This is a genomic window from Croceibacterium xixiisoli, from assembly GCF_009827305.1.
Taxonomy (GTDB): Bacteria; Pseudomonadota; Alphaproteobacteria; order Sphingomonadales; family Sphingomonadaceae; genus Croceibacterium_C; species Croceibacterium_C xixiisoli.
In genome coordinates, this window is record NZ_WTYJ01000002.1 from 957,238 (window position 1) to 972,685 (window position 15,448).

A 15,448-nucleotide genomic window follows, 5' to 3' on the forward strand; every position below is an offset into this window, starting at 1 on the left:
TGTGAGCGAAGCCCCCGAAAACCTGCCTCTTGCCCCAGGCCTCTACATTGTCGCGACGCCGATTGGCAATCTCGGCGACATAACCCGTCGTGCAATCGATGTGCTGTCTCGATGCAATGTGATTGCGTGTGAAGACACACGCGTGACACACAAGCTGTTGCGTCATCTGGAAATATCCAAGCCGCTGTGGCGATACGATGATCACAGCGCTGACGTTGATCGTGACCGCCTGATCGACGCCATGACGGAAGGTGCGGTGGTGCTGGTGAGCGATGCTGGCACACCGATCGTGTCCGATCCCGGCTATCGCCTGGTTCGTGCGGCGCGCGAACGGGGAATCACCGTCACCAGCCTCCCGGGGCCCAGCGCACCGGTCATGGCCATGACGCTGTCAGGCCTGCCGAGCGACCGCTTCCTTTTCGCCGGCTTCCTGCCGCAAAAGGATATGGCACGCCGTGCTGTGCTGGAAGAACTGGGCCCGGTGCGCAGCACGCTGATCTTCTTCGAAACGGCGCCCCGGCTCGATCGATCGCTGGCTGCGATCGAGGATGTGCTGCCTGGCCGCGATGTCGCCGTGGCACGCGAACTGACCAAATTGTATGAAGAATGCCGCAGTGGCAGCCCGGCCGAATTGCGCGCGCATTACGATGCGCATCCGCCGAAAGGCGAAATCGTGCTGCTGGTCGGCCCTCCTGTGTCCGGACCGATCGATTCGCGGGACGCGGATGCTTTACTGATCGCTGCGCTGGAACACGAAAAACCGTCACAAGCCGCCGGCAGCGTGGCCAAGGCCACCGGACTCGATCGACGGACATTATACGCCCGGGCGTTGGAACTGCGCGGCGCGTGACTCGGGCTCGCGCGGAACAACGCGGGCGGCGCGGGGAGTGGTTGGCGGCATGGTGGTTGCGGCTGCATGGCTGGCGTATCCTGGCCCAGCGGGTAAAAACGGCGCGCGGTGAAATCGATCTGGTCGTGCGTCGAGGCCAAACGGTTGCCTTTGTCGAGGTGAAATGGCGCCGACGTGAGGCCGATCGGGATGCCGCCATCGACAGTTTCCGCCTGCGCCGCGTGGCAGCTGCTGCCGAAAGTGTCGCGCCGCGGTTTGTTTCTGCTGGGGATGATCTGCGAATTGATGTGCTGCTGCTTGCGCCAGGGCACTGGCCGCGCCACATCATCAACGCCTGGCAGCCATAAGGGAACGGGAATGACATTGCGTGTTGCGGTCCAGATGGACCCGCTGGAAACCATCAAGATTGCCGGCGATTCCAGCTTTGCCCTGATGCTGGCGGCTCAGGCACGCGGCCATGCGCTGTGGCAGTACGATGTCCGTTCTCTCAGCTGGGAAGCAGGACGCATTACGGCTTTCGCGCGCCCGGTTACGGTGCGCCGCGTCGAAGGTGACCATTTCGAATGGCAGGGCGAATCCGTGCGGATTGACCTGGGCAGCGATATCGATGTTGTGCTGATGCGGCAGGATCCGCCCTTCGACCTTGGTTATATCAGCGCTGCTCTGCTGCTTGATCGACTACGCGGTGAAACGCTGGTCATCAACGATCCGCGCGAAGTGATCAACGCGCCGGAAAAGATGTTCGTGCTCGATTATGCGCGCTTCATGCCACCGACGCTGGTGACGCGGCGTGTAGAAGAGGCGCGGGCGTTCCAGGCCATCCATGGGTCGGTGGTGGTCAAACCGTTGCATGGCAATGGCGGAAAGGCGATTTTTCGCGTGGAAGCCGATGGCACCAATCTCGCCGCACTGTTCGAAGTCTTCAACCAGACCTGGCCCGAACCGCATATGATTCAACCTTTTCTTCCCGAAGTGTCGGAAGGGGACAAGCGGATCGTCTTGGTCGATGGTGAATTCGCGGGAGCGATCAATCGCAAGCCGGGGCAGGGCGAGTTCCGTTCCAACCTGGCCGTGGGCGGTTATGCGGAAGCCGCCGGCCTCACCGCGCGGGAGGAAGAAATCTGCGCCGCGCTGGCGCCGGAATTGAAACGGCGCGGGCTGGTGTTTGTCGGCATAGATGTGATCGGCGGCAAATGGCTGACCGAAATCAACGTGACCTCGCCCACCGGCATCGTGGCCATCGACCTGTTCAACGGCACCGACACCGGCGCGTTGATCTGGGATGCGATCGAGGCGCGCCAGAAGGCTGACTGCGGCAGCTGATCCAGTGGGACCGGATGGATGTTGTATCCACCCGCGAACTTCCTGCTGGTTCGGGCGTTATCCTTGCAATGCAGAATCTTGTCATCGAAGCCATCGCCCGGGGCGGCTATCTGGGGATCGCCCTGCTCATGGCCCTGGAAAACATCATCCCGCCGATCCCGTCCGAAGTGATCATGGGCGTAGGCGGGGTGCTGCTGGCGCGTGGAGAAATGCAATTCTGGCCGCTGATGATTGCCGGCACGGTGGGCACCACGGCCGGCAACTACTTCTGGTATTGGGTAGGCCACAAATGCGGCTATCAGCGGCTCGAGCCCTTTGTTACCCGCTATGGCCGCTGGCTGACGCTGGAGTTCGAAGACATTGAACGCGCTGCCGGTTTTTTCCGCCGGTACGGCCAATGGGTGGTTTTCGGCCTCCGCTTTTCCCCATTCCTGCGCACGATGGTGTCGCTTCCCGCAGGGCTGGCGCATATGTCGGTCTGGCGGTTCCTGAGCTTCACCTTTTGCGGTGCGGCGATCTGGAACGCCATCCTGATCGAAGGCGGCCGCCGCCTGGCTCCGTTGATCGCGCGTTATGAATATGTGGCCAATTGGGCGATCGGCATTTCGGTTGTCGCCATGGTCGCCTGGTACATCTGGCGCGTCGCAACCTGGCAGCCACGGCAACGCGATGACCGGGGCAAGGATTGAGGAGCTCTGTTCTTAAACGCCTTTCTTGTCGCGCGAGGCGGTCGCCAGCCTGGCAATCAGTTCATCGCTGACGGGGTTTTTGACCGAAAAGGTTACCCCGGTCTTGCTCGCCTTCAGTTTCAGACGGGCGATTTCATCCGCGTGATCTGCGATGGCGCCGGGATCGACATAGAGGCCGCATTGCTTGCTGAAAGCGGCGTAACCCGCGACGATGGTTCCCTCGATCTCGAACCCCGGCATATCGTATTTGATCACCTCTGTGGCGTCGGGCAGGGCCAGAGCCAATTGAGCGCGCAATCGACGCAGCAGGTCACGAAACTGCTCTGGCGCAGCATCAATATACTTACCGTGACTATTGATTTTCATCGACTTCTTTCTCCCTCGGATGCGCAGCGCGATAGCTGGTCAGCAGGGTCGCGGCGTCTACCTTGGTATAGATCTGGGTCGAGGCAAGGCTGGCGTGGCCGAGCAGTTCCTGGAGGCTGCGGAGATCGGCGCCGGCGCCGAGGAGGTGGGTGGCGAAGCTGTGGCGCAGGGCGTGGGGTGTGGCGGTGTCGGGCAGGCCGAGCCATTGGCGGGCGGCCGCCATGGCTTTCTGCACCATGCCCTGCGACAGCGGACCGCCCTTGGCACCGCGGAACAGCGGTTCGTTTGCGGGAAGCGGCCAGGGGCAGGAGGTGACGTATTCGCTGACCGCATCGCGTACCACGGGCAGGATCGGCACCACCCGCTGCTTGCCGCCCTTGCCGGTGACTACCAGTCGGTCGGCCAAGGGAATATTGCTTGCTTTCAAGGATAAAGCTTCCGCAATTCGCAGCCCGGCACCATACATCAACAGCAGCACGGCACGGTCGCGCAGGCCTATCCAGACGGTCGCAGCGCTCTGTTCGACGGCGTCGGCGACGTTGACGGCATCGTCGGGAGTCAGCGGGCGGGGGAGGCCTTTCTTGATGCGGGGGCCGCGCAGGCGGGGCGGGGCGGTGTCGGTCAGGCCGGCCCTGGTGCGGGCAAAAGAGATGAAGGCTTTGACGGCGGAAAGTTCGCGCGCGGCGGACACATTGCCAAGGCCTTCGCTGCGACGGGCGGCCAGATATCCACGCGTGGCCTGCGCATCAACGCGCCCCACCGCCGCCCAATCGCGCATTTGCACGTAATCAAGCAGCCGCGCCGCCGCATCGCCATAGGCACGCACGGTATGTGGTGAACGGCGCCGATCCTTCGTCAGATGATCATGCCAGGCCCGCAGCATTTCTGCGCGGTCGCCTGTCATGCCGAGACCAGATTTTCGCAGACCAGATCGGCGAGCAGGGCATCGAGCAAGGGCATGCCTTCTGCCGTGATCCCGATGCGGGCGCCATCGACCCACACCAGTCCGAGCTGCTGATGCAGATCGCGTTTGCGGCTATCGATCATTTGCAGGCGCGACAGGCCGAAGCGGCGTTCGAAGCTGGCGAGGTCTACCCCCTCGTTCAGCCGCAGGCCCATCAAGAGGGCTTCGGATGCTTGTTCGGTGGCAGGCAGGCTGCGTTCTTCGCGCAGGCCGTGGCCGTTGCGTTCGACGGCTTCGATCCAGTTTTCCGGCTTGCGATGCCGCAGCGTGGCCGATCCGCCGCGCCGGCCATGGGCGCCCGGGCCGATGCCGCAATAATCCTGATATCGCCAATAGGTGCGATTATGCCGGCTTTCCTGACCCGGCCGGGCATGATTGCTGATCTCATAGGCGGGAATGCCCGCCTCTGCCGTGATCTGCCGGGTCAGGGTAAAGAGGTCGGCCGCCGGATCATCGTCCAGCGGCGTGAAGCTGCCCTGGCGGACATCCGTGGCGAAGCGGGTGTTGGGCTCTATGGTCAATTGGTAGAGCGAGAGATGCCCGGTGCCATAAGCCAGTGCGCCCCTGAGTTCAGCCTCCCACGCGTCGGCCTGCTGCCCCGGGCGGGCATAGATCAGATCGAAACTGACTCGAGCGAAATGGCGCTGTGCCACCTCCAGCGCGGCCAGCCCCTCTGCCGCATCATGCAGCCGTCCGAGAAATTGCAGGCTCGCATCATCGAGCGCCTGCAGGCCAAGGGAGACGCGGTTGACCCCGGCGAGGGCGAGCGAGGCGAACTTTGCCGCCTCCACCGAAGACGGGTTGGCTTCCAGCGTGATCTCTATGTCGGGGGCAAAACCCCATAGCCGTTCCGCCTCCGCCAGCAGCGCGGCGACCAGCGACGGTGGCATCAGCGAGGGGGTGCCGCCACCGAAGAAAATCGAATGCAGTGGTTCCCCACCGGCCAGCGCAGCTTCGTGCCGCATGTCGGCAATCAGCGCCGCCTGCCAGCGGCCCGTGTCGACGCCGTCGCGGACATGCGAGTTGAAATCGCAATAGGGGCATTTCTTCAGACAGAAAGGCCAGTGGATATAGAGCGCGCGGGCCATGTCCGGGTCAAACGATTGTTAACCCGGATTTGTCAAGGACTGGCGGATGTATCCCGTGAAACTTGTTGGCACGATCATGGCGATTCTCGCCCTGGGTGGAGCGGGCGTGGCCGCCCATGGCCAGGCCGCGCCCAGCGATGTCGATGTGATCTTGCAGGCCCACAACAGCGAGCGGGTCGGTACAGGTGTGCCGGCGCTGACCTGGAATGCACAACTCGCCGGCCAGGCAGGACTATGGGCGGAGCAATTGGCCCGCGATGGCGTGTTGCGGCACGCGAGTGCGGCCGAGCGCAGCGATGCGGGCGAAAACCTGTGGATGGGCTCGCCGGGATATTTTTCGACCGAACGGATGGTCAGCGCCTTCATCGCCGAAAAGCGACATTATCGGCATGGCAGCTTCCCCAATGTCTCGGCCACCGGGAACTGGCAGGATGTTGGCCATTATACGCAGATCGTCTGGCGCGACACGCAGCAGATCGGCTGCGCCGTGGCGCGCACGGCGCAGCCGATCTGCTCGTATGCCGGTACTGGCCGGCCGGAAACAGGATCGGCAGCCAACCCTACTGAGACAAGCGTGGATCAGTTTCCGAACTGATCGGCCACCAGCCTGGCAAAGGCATCGGCGCGATGGCTGATGCTGTGTTTTTCCGAAGGATCGATTTCAGCGAAGGTCTGATCGCGGCCCTGCGGCACGAAGACCGGATCATAGCCGAAGCCCAATGCGCCGCGTGGCGGCCAGGTCAGATTTCCGGCCACCTGGCCTTCATAGACGGCCTCTTCACCGTCAGGCCAGGCAAGGGCGAGCACGCAATGGAAGCTGGCATTGCGCGGAGTGTCAGCGCCCTTTGCCTGCAGCATCCCTTCGACCTTGCCCATGGCCATGAACCAGTCACGGCCGGGTTCCCCTTCGAACCACTGCCGTCCGGCCCAGTCGGCCGTGTAGACCCCAGGGCGGCCATCGAGCGCCGCGACTGAAAGGCCGCTGTCATCCGCCAGCGCTACCAGCCCGGAGGCCTGCGCTGCTGCATGCGCCTTGATCAGCGCATTGGCGACAAAGCTGGCGCCGGTTTCCGCCGGCTCTGGCAGACCCAGAGCACCAGCGGAAATGCAATCGACGCCAAAGGGCGCCAGCAGGGCGCTGATCTCCTTCAGTTTGCCGGCGTTATGCGTGGCAATCACCAGCTTCCCGGCGCCGATCGCGCGGGTCATGCGCCGATCGCCGCATCCTGCGCCGCGAAAATGCGGTCGCAGCCGATCCGGGCCAGACGCAGCAGGCGCAGCAGCGCCTCTTCATCATAGGTCGCGCCTTCGGCGGTGGCCTGCACTTCGGCAATCTTGCCGCCGTCCAGCAGCACGAAGTTGGCATCCGCATCGGCATTGCTGTCTTCGATGTAATCGAGGTCCAGCACCGGCACGCCATTGCAGATGCCGCAGCTGACGGCAGCCACGCGCGACACGATCGGATCCTGCGTCAGCGCGCCGGATTTGAGGAGGCCGTTGACGGCCAGGCGCAGCGCGACCCAGGCACCGGAGATCGAGGCGGTGCGGGTGCCGCCATCGGCCTGGATCACATCGCAATCGAGCACGATCTGACGTTCGCCGAGCTTTTCCAGATCGACCACGGCGCGCAGTGAGCGGCCGATCAGACGCTGGATTTCCTGCGTGCGGCCGCTCTGCTTGCCCTTGGCCGCTTCACGGCTGCCGCGGGTATGCGTTGCGCGGGGCAGCATGGAATATTCGCCGGTGACCCAACCCTGGCCCTTGCCGCGCAGGAACGGTGGCACGCGTTCTTCGATGCTGGCGGTCACCAGCACGCGGGTGTCACCAAAACCGACCAGGCACGACCCTTCGGCATGCTTGGTGAAACCGGTTTCGATGGTGATGGCGCGCATTTCATCAGGCGCGCGACCGGAAGGACGCATAGAGAGGCTCCGTATGTGAGGCAGTTCTTTTCTGAACGCGCCCTAGCGCCTAGATAGGTGGCTGTCATGGTTTCCCCGCCGGTTCACGAATTATCCGAACGCACCCGTTCGATCTTCCGCCATGTGGTGGAGGATTACCTCGCCAGCGGGCAGCCGGTGGGGTCGAAGGCGCTGGCCGCATCGCGCGACATCAATTTGTCCCCGGCATCGATTCGGTCCGTGCTGGCGGAGCTGGAACTGCTGGGCCTGCTGGCAGCGCCGCACACCAGTGCCGGGCGCATGCCAACCGAAATCGGCCTGCGGCTGTTCGTCGACGGGATGATGCAGGTTGCAGAGCCCACCGCGCAGGAGCGTGCCGCCATCGAACAGCGGCTGGCTGGGCCCGGCCCGGTCGAGCAAGCGCTTGCCGCAACCAGCACGCTGCTGTCCGATCTGAGTGCGGCAGCCGGCGTGGTCATGGTGCCCCGGCGCGAGCCGCGCCTGGCACAAATGAGTATCGTCCCGCTCGATGCCCAACGCGCGCTGGTGGTGCTGGTGGGCGAAGACGGATCGGTGGAGAACCGCCTGCTGGAACTGCCGCCGGGCACCGCGCAATCGGCCATGCAGCAGGCGACCAATTACATCACCGCGCGTCTGGCCGGTCGCACCCTGGCCGAAGCATCGCGCGTGATCGAGGTGGAAATCGCATCCGGCAGGGCGATGATCGACAATGCCAGCCGCGATCTGGTCGAACGGGGACTGGCCGTCTGGTCGACCGATGCCGCGCGCCGGCCGGTGCTGATCGTACGCGGGCAGGCCAATCTGCTGGATGAGGCCGCGCTGGGCGATATCGAACGGGTGCGATCGCTGATCGATGATCTGGAAGACAAGCAATCGGTGGCCGAACTGCTGGAATCGGCGCGTGAGGCAGAAGCCACGCGGATTTTCATCGGCAGCGAAAACCGCCTTTTCGCACTGTCCGGATCTTCGGTGATTGCATCCCCCTATCGCGATCGCGAGGGCAAGGTGGTGGGCGTGCTGGGCGTGATCGGGCCGACCCGGTTGAATTACGCGCGCGTCGTGCCCATGGTGGATTTCACCGCCCGTTCGCTGGGCAAACTGATAGGTTGAACTGACTGACATGACTGACACCGAAACCCCGCGTGACGAAGCTGTGGAAAAGGAACTGGCCGGCGTTCCGGAAGAGCTGCTGTCGGGTGACGATGCCAATCCGGCAGAAGAGCTGGTGAAGCTGCAGGAAGAACTGGCAGCTGCGAAGCAGGATGTGCTCTACGCGCGCGCCGATACGCAGAACGTCCGCCGCCGGCTGGAAAAGGATATCGCCGACGCGCGCGCCTATGGTGCCACCAATTTCGCGCGTGACGTGTTGGCCGTGTCCGACAATCTTTCCCGTGCGATCGATGCCATCCCTGCCGATTTGCGCGAAGATGATCGCATCAAGACCCTGATCACGGGCATCGAGGCAACCCAGCGGCAGCTTGATTCGGTGTTCAGCCAGAACGGGATCAGTCGTATTGCATCGCTGGGGCTGCCGCTTGATCCGAACCAGCATCAAGCCATGCTGGAGGTACCGACCAATGAGGCCGAAGCTGGCACCATCGTGACTGAAATGCAGGCCGGCTACATGATCAAGGATCGGCTGCTTCGCCCGGCGATGGTTGCGGTTGCCAAAAAGCCGGATTGACCGGGGAACACGACATTTCGGGGAACCGTACCGGCTCTCCTCCGTATGGGTTGCAAAGCCAACCTACGGAGAAACGGTGATGATCCCCTTCAAATTCATGGCCCCTGCAGTGCTCGGTTCCGCCCTGGCCCTGAGCGCCTGCGCCAGCAACTATGGTGGTGAAGGCGCCCTGGCCGGTGCGGCTGTGGGTGCCGGCGTCGGCGCCGTTACCGGCGGCAATGTCGGCCGTGGGGCAGCCATCGGTGCCGCTGCCGGTGCTGTTGGTGGTGCGTTGATCGAAAAGGATGGTCGCTGCTATCGCACCGACCGCAATGGTCGTGAACGCCGGGTGCGCTGCCGCTGACAGCGGCTGACGCTTTCAGCCCAGCGTTGCGCCGGGAAAGCGGACCAGAGCGTCATAAGCGCGCTGGTCTGCGACCCCGGCCACACGCATACCGTTACGCAACAGAAATGCGTGACGGACGATTTCGGCCTGTTGTTCTATGCCGTAGCTGTGAAGCGGTTGCCCGGGCTTGAGGCTGTAATCATAGCGGCACCAGGGGTGCCGATGCAGCACCAGATACCATTCCCCGCGTTGCTGCGTTTGCCACACATGGGTCAGTTCATGGATGAACAGACCCTTCCTGCCGAAGTCGGCCGTAGAAAAATCATCGCAATATTGTTCGCCCTGCGGGTGAAAATGCAGGTGGCCGCGTGGCGCCATGGTGACCTTGCGCGGCTGCAGCGGGAAGAATTTTCGCCGCCGGATGGAGATGGCGGCATAATCCAGCACATCCCCGAAGATGGTCCGGGCGAGGGCGATTTCCCCGTCAGTAAAGCGCCGTTCCCCGCCGACAGGGCAGGTCCCGGCACCAATCATGTCATGGCGTTCGCTCAGCGTTCGTCACCGGCCGCGCGAATTTCCACCGGGAAGCTGACCTTGTCGCCCCGGATGAAGGTCAGGGTTACTTCCGTGGTGCCACCCGCGACCAGGGTATCGGCCAGATCGCTGGCCATCACATGGTATTCACCGGGCGCGAAGCGGACCGTCTGACCAGGTGCGACGGGCAATTGCGGCACGTCTTCCATCGATGCCTGCAGGTTCCACGTGGAAGTCTTGTGCAGCATCGCGTGGCTGGCGCCCTGCACCGAAGCGGAGCGGATCATCTGCTGTTCGGGACCGGAATTTGAAATGTCGAAATAGATCGCCGCAGGGTTGCCTGCCACGGCGGGCAGGATCAGCCGGCCGTTTGTCACGCTGATGCCGGCCGGTGCTTCGGGGGCGGCTTCCGTCGGCTGTTCGCTTTGGCCGCAAGCCGACAGCCCAAGGCTGGCGATGCCAAGCGCCAGCGCGCAAATGACGGATTTGTTCATACAATAACTTCCCCTGTTTTGCCGGTGGGCGGCGGATTGCGCGATTTCTAGCGTTCAGGCTCTCTTGTGCCAAGCGCAAGCGAACCTATATCGCGCCGGTGAACGAGCCGCCGACCGGTCTTGCCGAATTGCGGGGGGCCCAAGCGCGGCGTCAATTTGTGAAAGGGATGTGGGGAATACCATGGCCAAAGTAATCGGTATCGATCTGGGCACGACCAATAGCTGCGTTGCAGTGATGGACGGGGGCAAGCCCAAGGTCATTGAAAATTCTGAAGGTGCACGTACGACGCCTTCGATCACGGCCTTCACCAAGGATGGTGAACGCCTGATCGGTCAGCCGGCCAAGCGCCAGGCCGTGACCAATCCGGACAATACGCTGTTCGCGATCAAGCGCCTGATCGGCCGTCGTTTCGACGATCCGCTGACCACCAAGGATATGGGCCTGGTCCCCTATGATATCGTCAAGGGCAAAAATGGCGACGCATGGGTCAAGGCCGGTGGCGAGGATTACAGCCCCTCGCAGATTTCGGCCTTCATTCTGCAGAAGATGAAGGAAACGGCTGAAAGCTATCTCGGTGAAACCGTCACCCAGGCTGTCATCACCGTTCCGGCCTATTTCAACGACGCGCAGCGCCAGGCAACCAAGGATGCCGGCCAGATCGCCGGCCTTGAAGTGCTGCGCATCATCAACGAACCGACGGCGGCTGCGCTGGCCTATGGTCTGGACAAGGAAGATGGCAAGACCATCGCCGTCTATGACCTTGGCGGTGGCACCTTCGACATCTCCATTCTGGAGATCGGCGACGGCGTGTTCGAAGTGAAGAGCACCAATGGTGATACCTTCCTTGGCGGTGAAGATTTCGACAGCGCGATCGTCGAATTCCTGGCCGACGAGTTCAAGAAGAAGGAAAACATGGATCTGCGGGGCGACAAGCTCGCGCTGCAGCGCCTGAAGGAAGCGGCAGAAAAGGCCAAGATCGAGCTTTCGAGCTCGCAGCAGACCGAAATCAACCTGCCCTTCATCACCGCCCGTATGGAAGGTGGCAGCACCACCCCGCTGCATCTGGTCGAAACGCTGACCCGCTCGAAGCTGGAACAGCTGGTCGACAAGCTGGTGCAGCGCACGCTGGATCCCTGCGCCAAGGCGCTTAAGGATGCCGGGCTGGACAAGAACGCGATCGACGAAGTGGTTCTGGTCGGCGGTCAGACCCGTATGCCCAAGGTCCGCGAAGTCGTGGAGCAGTTCTTCGGCAAGAAGCCGCACACCGGCGTCAATCCTGACGAAGTCGTCGCCATGGGCGCCGCGATCCAGGCCGGCGTGCTGCAGGGTGATGTTAAGGACGTGCTGCTGCTGGACGTGACTCCGCTGTCGCTGGGCATCGAAACGCTGGGCGGCGTGTTCACCCGCATGATCGACCGCAACACAACGATCCCGACCAAGAAGTCGCAGACCTATTCGACCGCCGATGACAATCAGCAGGCCGTGACGATCCGCGTCTTCCAGGGTGAGCGCGAAATGGCGGCCGACAACAAGATGCTCGGCAATTTCGATCTCGTCGGAATTCCGCCGGCACCGCGCGGTGTGCCGCAGATCGAAGTCACCTTCGACATCGACGCCAACGGAATCGTGAATGTTTCGGCCAAGGACCGTGGCACCGGCAAGGAACAGCAGATCCGCATCCAGGCTTCGGGTGGGCTTTCGGACAACGACATCGATCAGATGGTTCGTGACGCTGAAAAGTTCGCTGAAGAAGACAAGAAGCGGCGCGCGGCGGCAGAGGCCAAGAACAATGCCGACAGCCTGGTCCATGCCACGGAAAAGCAGCTGGAAGAGCATGGCGACAAGATCGATGCCGGCCTGAAGTCCGACATCGAGGCTGCGATTGCCGAAACCAAGACGGCGATCGAAGGCGGCGATCCGGATGCGATCCAGGCCAAGAGCCAGGCTCTGACCGATCTGGCGATGAAGATGGGTCAGCAGATCTACGAAAAGGAGCAGGCTGCTGCTCCTGCTGCTGATGCCGGCAACAGCGCCGATGATGGTGTGGTTGATGCCGAGTTTTCCGAAGTCGATGAGGAAAACAAGGGCTGATCAGTCTTTGAGCGTTGAGCTCTCAGCCTGACGGATAACCATGCCGCCGCCGGTGCCGGGTGCATCGGCGGCGGCAAGCGTTAGGGGTCGGACGTGTCTACTGCCGAAATTGATTACTACGAACTGCTCGAAGTTTCCCGCGATGCGGATGGGGCGGCGATCAAATCCGCCTATCGCAAGCTGGCGATGAAGTTCCACCCGGATCGCAATCAGGGGTGCGCCGACAGCGAAGCCCGGTTCAAGGCGATCAGCGTCGCCTACGATTGCCTGAAGGATCCGCAGAAAAGAGCCGCTTACGACCGCTATGGTCATGCAGCCTTCACCCAGGGTATGGGTGGGGGTGGCGGACCCCAGCCGGGGTTCGGCGATATCGGCGATATCTTCGAAACGATTTTCGGCAGTGCGTTCGGCGGTGGCCAGCAGGCACGCGCGCGTCGCGGAGCCGATCTGCGTTACGATCTGCAGGTCAGCCTGGAAGACGCCTTTCACGGGCGAAAGACCGAGATCCGCGTGGAAGTGTCTGCATCGTGCGATGCCTGTAGTGGAACCGGGGCCGAGCCTGGCACGGCGCGCAGCCGCTGCAACGGTTGCAATGGACATGGCAAGGTGCGGGCGCAGCAGGGGCTGTTCGTCATCGAACGGCCATGCCCCAAATGCCACGGGCGCGGCGAAATGATCGATCGCCCATGCCGGCCCTGCGGCGGTGAAGGCCGCGTCGACAAGGTGCAGTCGCTCGAGGTCGATATTCCCCCCGGGGTCGACACAGGCACGCGTATCCGCCTGTCGGGCAAGGGTGAAGCTGGCCCGATGGGTGCTCCCGCTGGCGACCTGTATATTTTCCTGCATGTGCAGGAACACGATGTGTTCCAGCGCGAAGGCACAGCTCTCTACACGCGTGTTCCGATCACCTTCACCACGGCCGCCCTGGGCGGTTCGATCGAACTGCCGGGCCTTGATGGCGAAGTGCACAAGATCGATATCCCCAGCGGTATTCAGTCAGGCCATCAGTTGCGCCGTCGCGGTGCCGGAATGCCGGTGCTGCAGGGCCGTGGCCGGGGTGATCTGGTTACGGAAATCGTGGTGGAAACCCCCACGAAGCTGTCTGCCCGGCAAAAGGAATTGCTGCGTGAATTCCGCGAAACCGAAACCGGCGAAGAATGCCCGGAAAGTACCGGCTTTTTCGCCAAGCTGCGCGATGCCTGGAACGATCTGACCTGATGCGGGCGCGCCCTTCGGTCCTATTTGTCTGTCTCGGCAATATCTGCCGGTCACCCATGGCCGAAGGCGCGTTCCGGACTGCCGCTGCGGCAGCGGGGCTGGATGTGATGTGCGATTCGGCCGGTACGGGTGACTGGCACATCGGCAGTCCCCCGGATGTGCGGGCACAGGCAGAAATGCTGCGCCATGATATCGACATCAGCGGCCTGCGCGCAAGGCAGATCGAAGCCGCTGATTACCGCCGTTTTAGCCATATCTTCGCTCTGGATCACGCCAATCTTGCCGAAGTCCGGGCCCGGGCGCCGGCAGATACGAGCGCGAAGATCGGCCTGCTGCTGGACTGTGTCAGCGGTCGCGAAGGCAGTGCTGTGGCTGACCCCTATTTTGGGGAAGACGAGGGATTCGGGGAAACCTGGCGCGACGTCAAACTGGCCGTTGCAGCGCTGGTGCAGCGTTTCGGGCCCTAGCATCTTCATCCGGCGCAGGCCGGGCTTGCGTTCTCTTTACGTTCCAATTATCGCGAGCGTCATGGCCAAACCCAAACGTCGTTATGTCTGCGCCAATTGCGGATCCGTGACCACCCGCTGGCAGGGGCAGTGCGCCGATTGCGGTGAATGGAACACGCTGGCCGAAGAGGCGCCCGAAACGGTGTTTTCGGCCAAGCACAGCCTGTCGGGCGGCGGTCGCCAGATCGCGTTCGAATCGCTCGCCACGCCGACTGTGCCCCTGGTTCGCCAGACGACTGGCCTGTCCGAATTCGACCGCGCGCTGGGTGGCGGCATCGTCCCGGGATCTGCCATTCTGATGGGCGGTGAACCGGGGATCGGCAAGTCGACCCTGTTGCTGCAGGCGGCGGCGTCGATCGCCCGAACAGGCGCGGATGTCGTCTATGTCAGCGGGGAAGAGGCGACCGGGCAGGTGCGCATGCGTGCCGTGCGGCTCGGCCTGGCCGATGCCGCATTGCGCCTGGCGGCAGCGACATCGGTGCGCGATATTCTGACCACGCTGCACAATGGGCCGCCCCCGACTTTGCTGGTGGTGGATTCGATCCAGACCATGCATTCCGATGCCATCGAGGGGGCACCGGGAACCGTCAGCCAGGTGCGCGCCAGCGCGTTCGAACTGATCCGCTATGCCAAGGAAAATGGTGTCGCGCTGGTGCTGGTCGGCCATGTTACCAAGGATGGCACGATCGCCGGGCCGCGTGTGCTGGAACATATGGTCGATGTGGTGATGAGCTTCGAAGGGGAACGCAGCCATCAATACCGGATCCTGCGGTCGCTGAAGAACCGTTTCGGCGCGGTCGATGAAATCGGCGTGTTTTCGATGGAAGGGCAGGGCCTGGCCGAGGTTGTCAACCCGTCCATGCTGTTCCTGTCCGGCCGCGAAGATCCTGTCCCCGGCAGTTCGGTATTCCCCGCGCTGGAAGGAACCCGCCCCGTGCTGGTGGAAATACAGGCGCTGATCGTGCGGCTGCAATCCGGCGCAACGCCCCGCCGCGCAGTGGTGGGGTGGGACAGTGGCCGGTTAGCCATGCTGCTGGCCGTGCTGGAGGCGCGCTGCGGCCTCAGCTTCTCTTCCGCCGAAGTCTATCTCAATGTCGCGGGCGGATACCGCCTGTCCGATCCCGCTGCCGATCTGGCCGTGGCAGCGGCGCTGGTCTCTGCTCTGGCCGATCGGCCGCTGCCGACGCAGGCGGTGTGGTTCGGTGAAGTCTCGCTTGCAGGGGAGGTGAGGCCGGTGGCCCATTCCAGCCTGCGGCTGCGCGAAGCGGCCAAGCTGGGGTTCGATCGCGGTCACGGCCCCGAAGATGCGGCGCGCAATGGCGACAGTCTGGCGTTTTCTCCGGTCAGCAGCCTTGCCAAGCTCGTTGACCGGATCGTCGGCACGGCATAATTC

Annotated in this window: 19 protein-coding genes; 12 read left to right on the plus strand and 7 right to left on the minus strand. The window is 63.0% G+C overall.

Annotation, left to right across the window (positions count from 1 at the left end; genetic code table 11):
* The first annotated feature begins 1 nt into the window (after position 1).
* From rsmI to GRI97_RS13470, 4 genes are all read left to right on the plus strand, one after another.
* Positions 2-850 (plus strand): 16S rRNA (cytidine(1402)-2'-O)-methyltransferase, encoded by an 849-nt coding sequence (gene rsmI / locus GRI97_RS13455; protein ID WP_161391671.1) that lies wholly within the window; start codon positions 2-4, stop codon positions 848-850.
* Positions 847-1,197 carry a YraN family protein gene (locus GRI97_RS13460; protein ID WP_161391672.1) on the plus strand — a complete coding sequence of 117 codons (351 nt, stop codon included), beginning with the start codon at positions 847-849 and terminating at the stop codon, positions 1,195-1,197. Before rsmI ends, GRI97_RS13460 begins: the two co-directional genes overlap by 4 nt.
* A 10-nt stretch (positions 1,198-1,207) precedes the next feature.
* Entirely contained in the window at positions 1,208-2,173 is a 966-nt protein-coding gene (gene gshB, locus GRI97_RS13465) for a glutathione synthase (protein WP_161391673.1), read from the plus strand.
* Positions 2,174-2,241: 68 nt separating this feature from the next.
* The gene (locus tag GRI97_RS13470) at positions 2,242-2,862 is read left to right on the plus strand and encodes a DedA family protein (RefSeq protein WP_161391674.1); all 621 of its coding nucleotides are present in this window, start codon (positions 2,242-2,244) and stop codon (positions 2,860-2,862) included.
* Positions 2,863-2,874: 12 nt separating this feature from the next.
* Here the strand turns inward: GRI97_RS13470 and GRI97_RS13475 are convergent, their stop codons facing one another.
* From GRI97_RS13475 to hemW, 3 genes are read right to left on the minus strand one after another with little or no spacing between them, the layout of a single operon-like run.
* Positions 2,875-3,228, minus strand: coding sequence for an iron chaperone (locus tag GRI97_RS13475; RefSeq protein WP_161391675.1), 354 nt, complete (start codon positions 3,226-3,228; stop codon positions 2,875-2,877).
* Positions 3,215-4,132 carry a tyrosine recombinase XerC gene (locus GRI97_RS13480; RefSeq protein ID WP_161391676.1) on the minus strand — a complete coding sequence of 306 codons (918 nt, stop codon included), beginning with the start codon at positions 4,130-4,132 and terminating at the stop codon, positions 3,215-3,217. Before GRI97_RS13480 ends, GRI97_RS13475 begins: the two co-directional genes overlap by 14 nt.
* Positions 4,129-5,280, minus strand: coding sequence for a radical SAM family heme chaperone HemW (gene hemW / locus GRI97_RS13485; RefSeq protein WP_161391677.1), 1,152 nt, complete (start codon positions 5,278-5,280; stop codon positions 4,129-4,131). The genes GRI97_RS13480 and hemW overlap by 4 nt, the downstream gene beginning before the upstream one ends.
* Before the next feature lie 76 nt (positions 5,281-5,356).
* On the opposite strand from hemW, the gene GRI97_RS13490 reads away from it, so the two are divergent.
* Positions 5,357-5,875 (plus strand): CAP domain-containing protein, encoded by a 519-nt coding sequence (locus GRI97_RS13490; protein ID WP_235917792.1) that lies wholly within the window; start codon positions 5,357-5,359, stop codon positions 5,873-5,875.
* On the opposite strand, the gene rdgB is transcribed toward GRI97_RS13490, so the two are convergent.
* Complete coding sequence (gene rdgB, locus GRI97_RS13495) at positions 5,860-6,489, minus strand: RdgB/HAM1 family non-canonical purine NTP pyrophosphatase (RefSeq protein ID WP_161391678.1); 630 nt, start codon at positions 6,487-6,489, stop codon at positions 5,860-5,862. The genes GRI97_RS13490 and rdgB overlap by 16 nt on opposite strands.
* Positions 6,486-7,202: a ribonuclease PH gene (rph, locus tag GRI97_RS13500; protein ID WP_161391679.1), complete on the minus strand. Its 717-nt coding sequence runs from the start codon at positions 7,200-7,202 to the stop codon at positions 6,486-6,488. The genes rdgB and rph overlap by 4 nt, the downstream gene beginning before the upstream one ends.
* 66 nt (positions 7,203-7,268) lie before the next feature.
* On the opposite strand from rph, the gene hrcA reads away from it, so the two are divergent.
* The 3 genes from hrcA (at position 7,269) to GRI97_RS13515 (ending at position 9,229) form a co-directional block, all read left to right on the plus strand.
* Positions 7,269-8,312 (plus strand): heat-inducible transcriptional repressor HrcA, encoded by a 1,044-nt coding sequence (gene hrcA, locus GRI97_RS13505; protein ID WP_161391782.1) that lies wholly within the window; start codon positions 7,269-7,271, stop codon positions 8,310-8,312.
* Positions 8,313-8,322: 10 nt separating this feature from the next.
* Positions 8,323-8,886 carry a nucleotide exchange factor GrpE gene (grpE, locus tag GRI97_RS13510; protein ID WP_161391680.1) on the plus strand — a complete coding sequence of 188 codons (564 nt, stop codon included), beginning with the start codon at positions 8,323-8,325 and terminating at the stop codon, positions 8,884-8,886.
* 79 nt (positions 8,887-8,965) lie between these two features.
* Positions 8,966-9,229, plus strand: coding sequence for a YMGG-like glycine zipper-containing protein (locus tag GRI97_RS13515; RefSeq protein ID WP_161391681.1), 264 nt, complete (start codon positions 8,966-8,968; stop codon positions 9,227-9,229).
* Between the two features lie 15 nt (positions 9,230-9,244).
* Here GRI97_RS13515 and GRI97_RS13520 read toward each other — a convergent pair whose 3' ends face one another.
* Both GRI97_RS13520 and GRI97_RS13525 read right to left on the minus strand, forming a co-directional pair.
* Positions 9,245-9,745, minus strand: a complete 501-nt coding sequence (locus tag GRI97_RS13520) for a vgr related protein (protein WP_161391682.1) — start codon at positions 9,743-9,745, stop codon at positions 9,245-9,247.
* 14 nt (positions 9,746-9,759) lie between these two features.
* Positions 9,760-10,239, minus strand: coding sequence for a copper chaperone PCu(A)C (locus tag GRI97_RS13525; RefSeq protein ID WP_161391683.1), 480 nt, complete (start codon positions 10,237-10,239; stop codon positions 9,760-9,762).
* A gap of 181 nt (positions 10,240-10,420) precedes the next feature.
* Between GRI97_RS13525 and dnaK the strand changes: the two genes are divergently transcribed.
* From dnaK to radA, 4 genes are all read left to right on the plus strand, one after another.
* Complete coding sequence (gene dnaK / locus GRI97_RS13530; protein WP_161391684.1) at positions 10,421-12,331, plus strand: molecular chaperone DnaK; 1,911 nt, start codon at positions 10,421-10,423, stop codon at positions 12,329-12,331.
* Between the two features lie 93 nt (positions 12,332-12,424).
* On the plus strand, positions 12,425-13,549 hold the full coding sequence (gene dnaJ, locus GRI97_RS13535) for a molecular chaperone DnaJ (RefSeq protein WP_161391685.1): 1,125 nt from the start codon (positions 12,425-12,427) through the stop codon (positions 13,547-13,549).
* The gene (locus GRI97_RS13540; protein WP_161391686.1) at positions 13,549-14,016 is read left to right on the plus strand and encodes a low molecular weight protein-tyrosine-phosphatase; all 468 of its coding nucleotides are present in this window, start codon (positions 13,549-13,551) and stop codon (positions 14,014-14,016) included. The genes dnaJ and GRI97_RS13540 overlap by 1 nt, the downstream gene beginning before the upstream one ends.
* Positions 14,017-14,077: 61 nt before the next feature.
* Entirely contained in the window at positions 14,078-15,445 is a 1,368-nt protein-coding gene (gene radA, locus GRI97_RS13545) for a DNA repair protein RadA (RefSeq protein WP_161391687.1), read from the plus strand.
* Positions 15,446-15,448: the final 3 nt, after the last annotated feature.

Bases quoted from the DNA above. Each gene is read 5' to 3' on its own strand.
- gshB (WP_161391673.1), top strand. From the start codon at position 1,208: ATGACATTGCGTGTTGCGGTCCAGATGGACCCGCTGGAAACCATCAAG.
- GRI97_RS13470 (WP_161391674.1), top strand. From the start codon at position 2,242: ATGCAGAATCTTGTCATCGAAGCCATCGCCCGGGGCGGCTATCTGGGG.
- GRI97_RS13475 (WP_161391675.1), bottom strand. From the start codon at position 3,228: ATGAAAATCAATAGTCACGGTAAGTATATTGATGCTGCGCCAGAGCAG.
- GRI97_RS13480 (WP_161391676.1), bottom strand. From the start codon at position 4,132: ATGACAGGCGACCGCGCAGAAATGCTGCGGGCCTGGCATGATCATCTG.
- hemW (WP_161391677.1), bottom strand. From the start codon at position 5,280: ATGGCCCGCGCGCTCTATATCCACTGGCCTTTCTGTCTGAAGAAATGC.
- GRI97_RS13490 (WP_235917792.1), top strand. From the start codon at position 5,357: ATGGCGATTCTCGCCCTGGGTGGAGCGGGCGTGGCCGCCCATGGCCAG.
- rdgB (WP_161391678.1), bottom strand. From the start codon at position 6,489: ATGACCCGCGCGATCGGCGCCGGGAAGCTGGTGATTGCCACGCATAAC.
- rph (WP_161391679.1), bottom strand. From the start codon at position 7,202: ATGCGTCCTTCCGGTCGCGCGCCTGATGAAATGCGCGCCATCACCATC.
- hrcA (WP_161391782.1), top strand. From the start codon at position 7,269: ATGGTTTCCCCGCCGGTTCACGAATTATCCGAACGCACCCGTTCGATC.
- grpE (WP_161391680.1), top strand. From the start codon at position 8,323: ATGACTGACACCGAAACCCCGCGTGACGAAGCTGTGGAAAAGGAACTG.
- GRI97_RS13515 (WP_161391681.1), top strand. From the start codon at position 8,966: ATGATCCCCTTCAAATTCATGGCCCCTGCAGTGCTCGGTTCCGCCCTG.
- GRI97_RS13520 (WP_161391682.1), bottom strand. From the start codon at position 9,745: ATGATTGGTGCCGGGACCTGCCCTGTCGGCGGGGAACGGCGCTTTACT.
- GRI97_RS13525 (WP_161391683.1), bottom strand. From the start codon at position 10,239: ATGAACAAATCCGTCATTTGCGCGCTGGCGCTTGGCATCGCCAGCCTT.
- dnaK (WP_161391684.1), top strand. From the start codon at position 10,421: ATGGCCAAAGTAATCGGTATCGATCTGGGCACGACCAATAGCTGCGTT.
- GRI97_RS13540 (WP_161391686.1), top strand. From the start codon at position 13,549: ATGCGGGCGCGCCCTTCGGTCCTATTTGTCTGTCTCGGCAATATCTGC.
- radA (WP_161391687.1), top strand. From the start codon at position 14,078: ATGGCCAAACCCAAACGTCGTTATGTCTGCGCCAATTGCGGATCCGTG.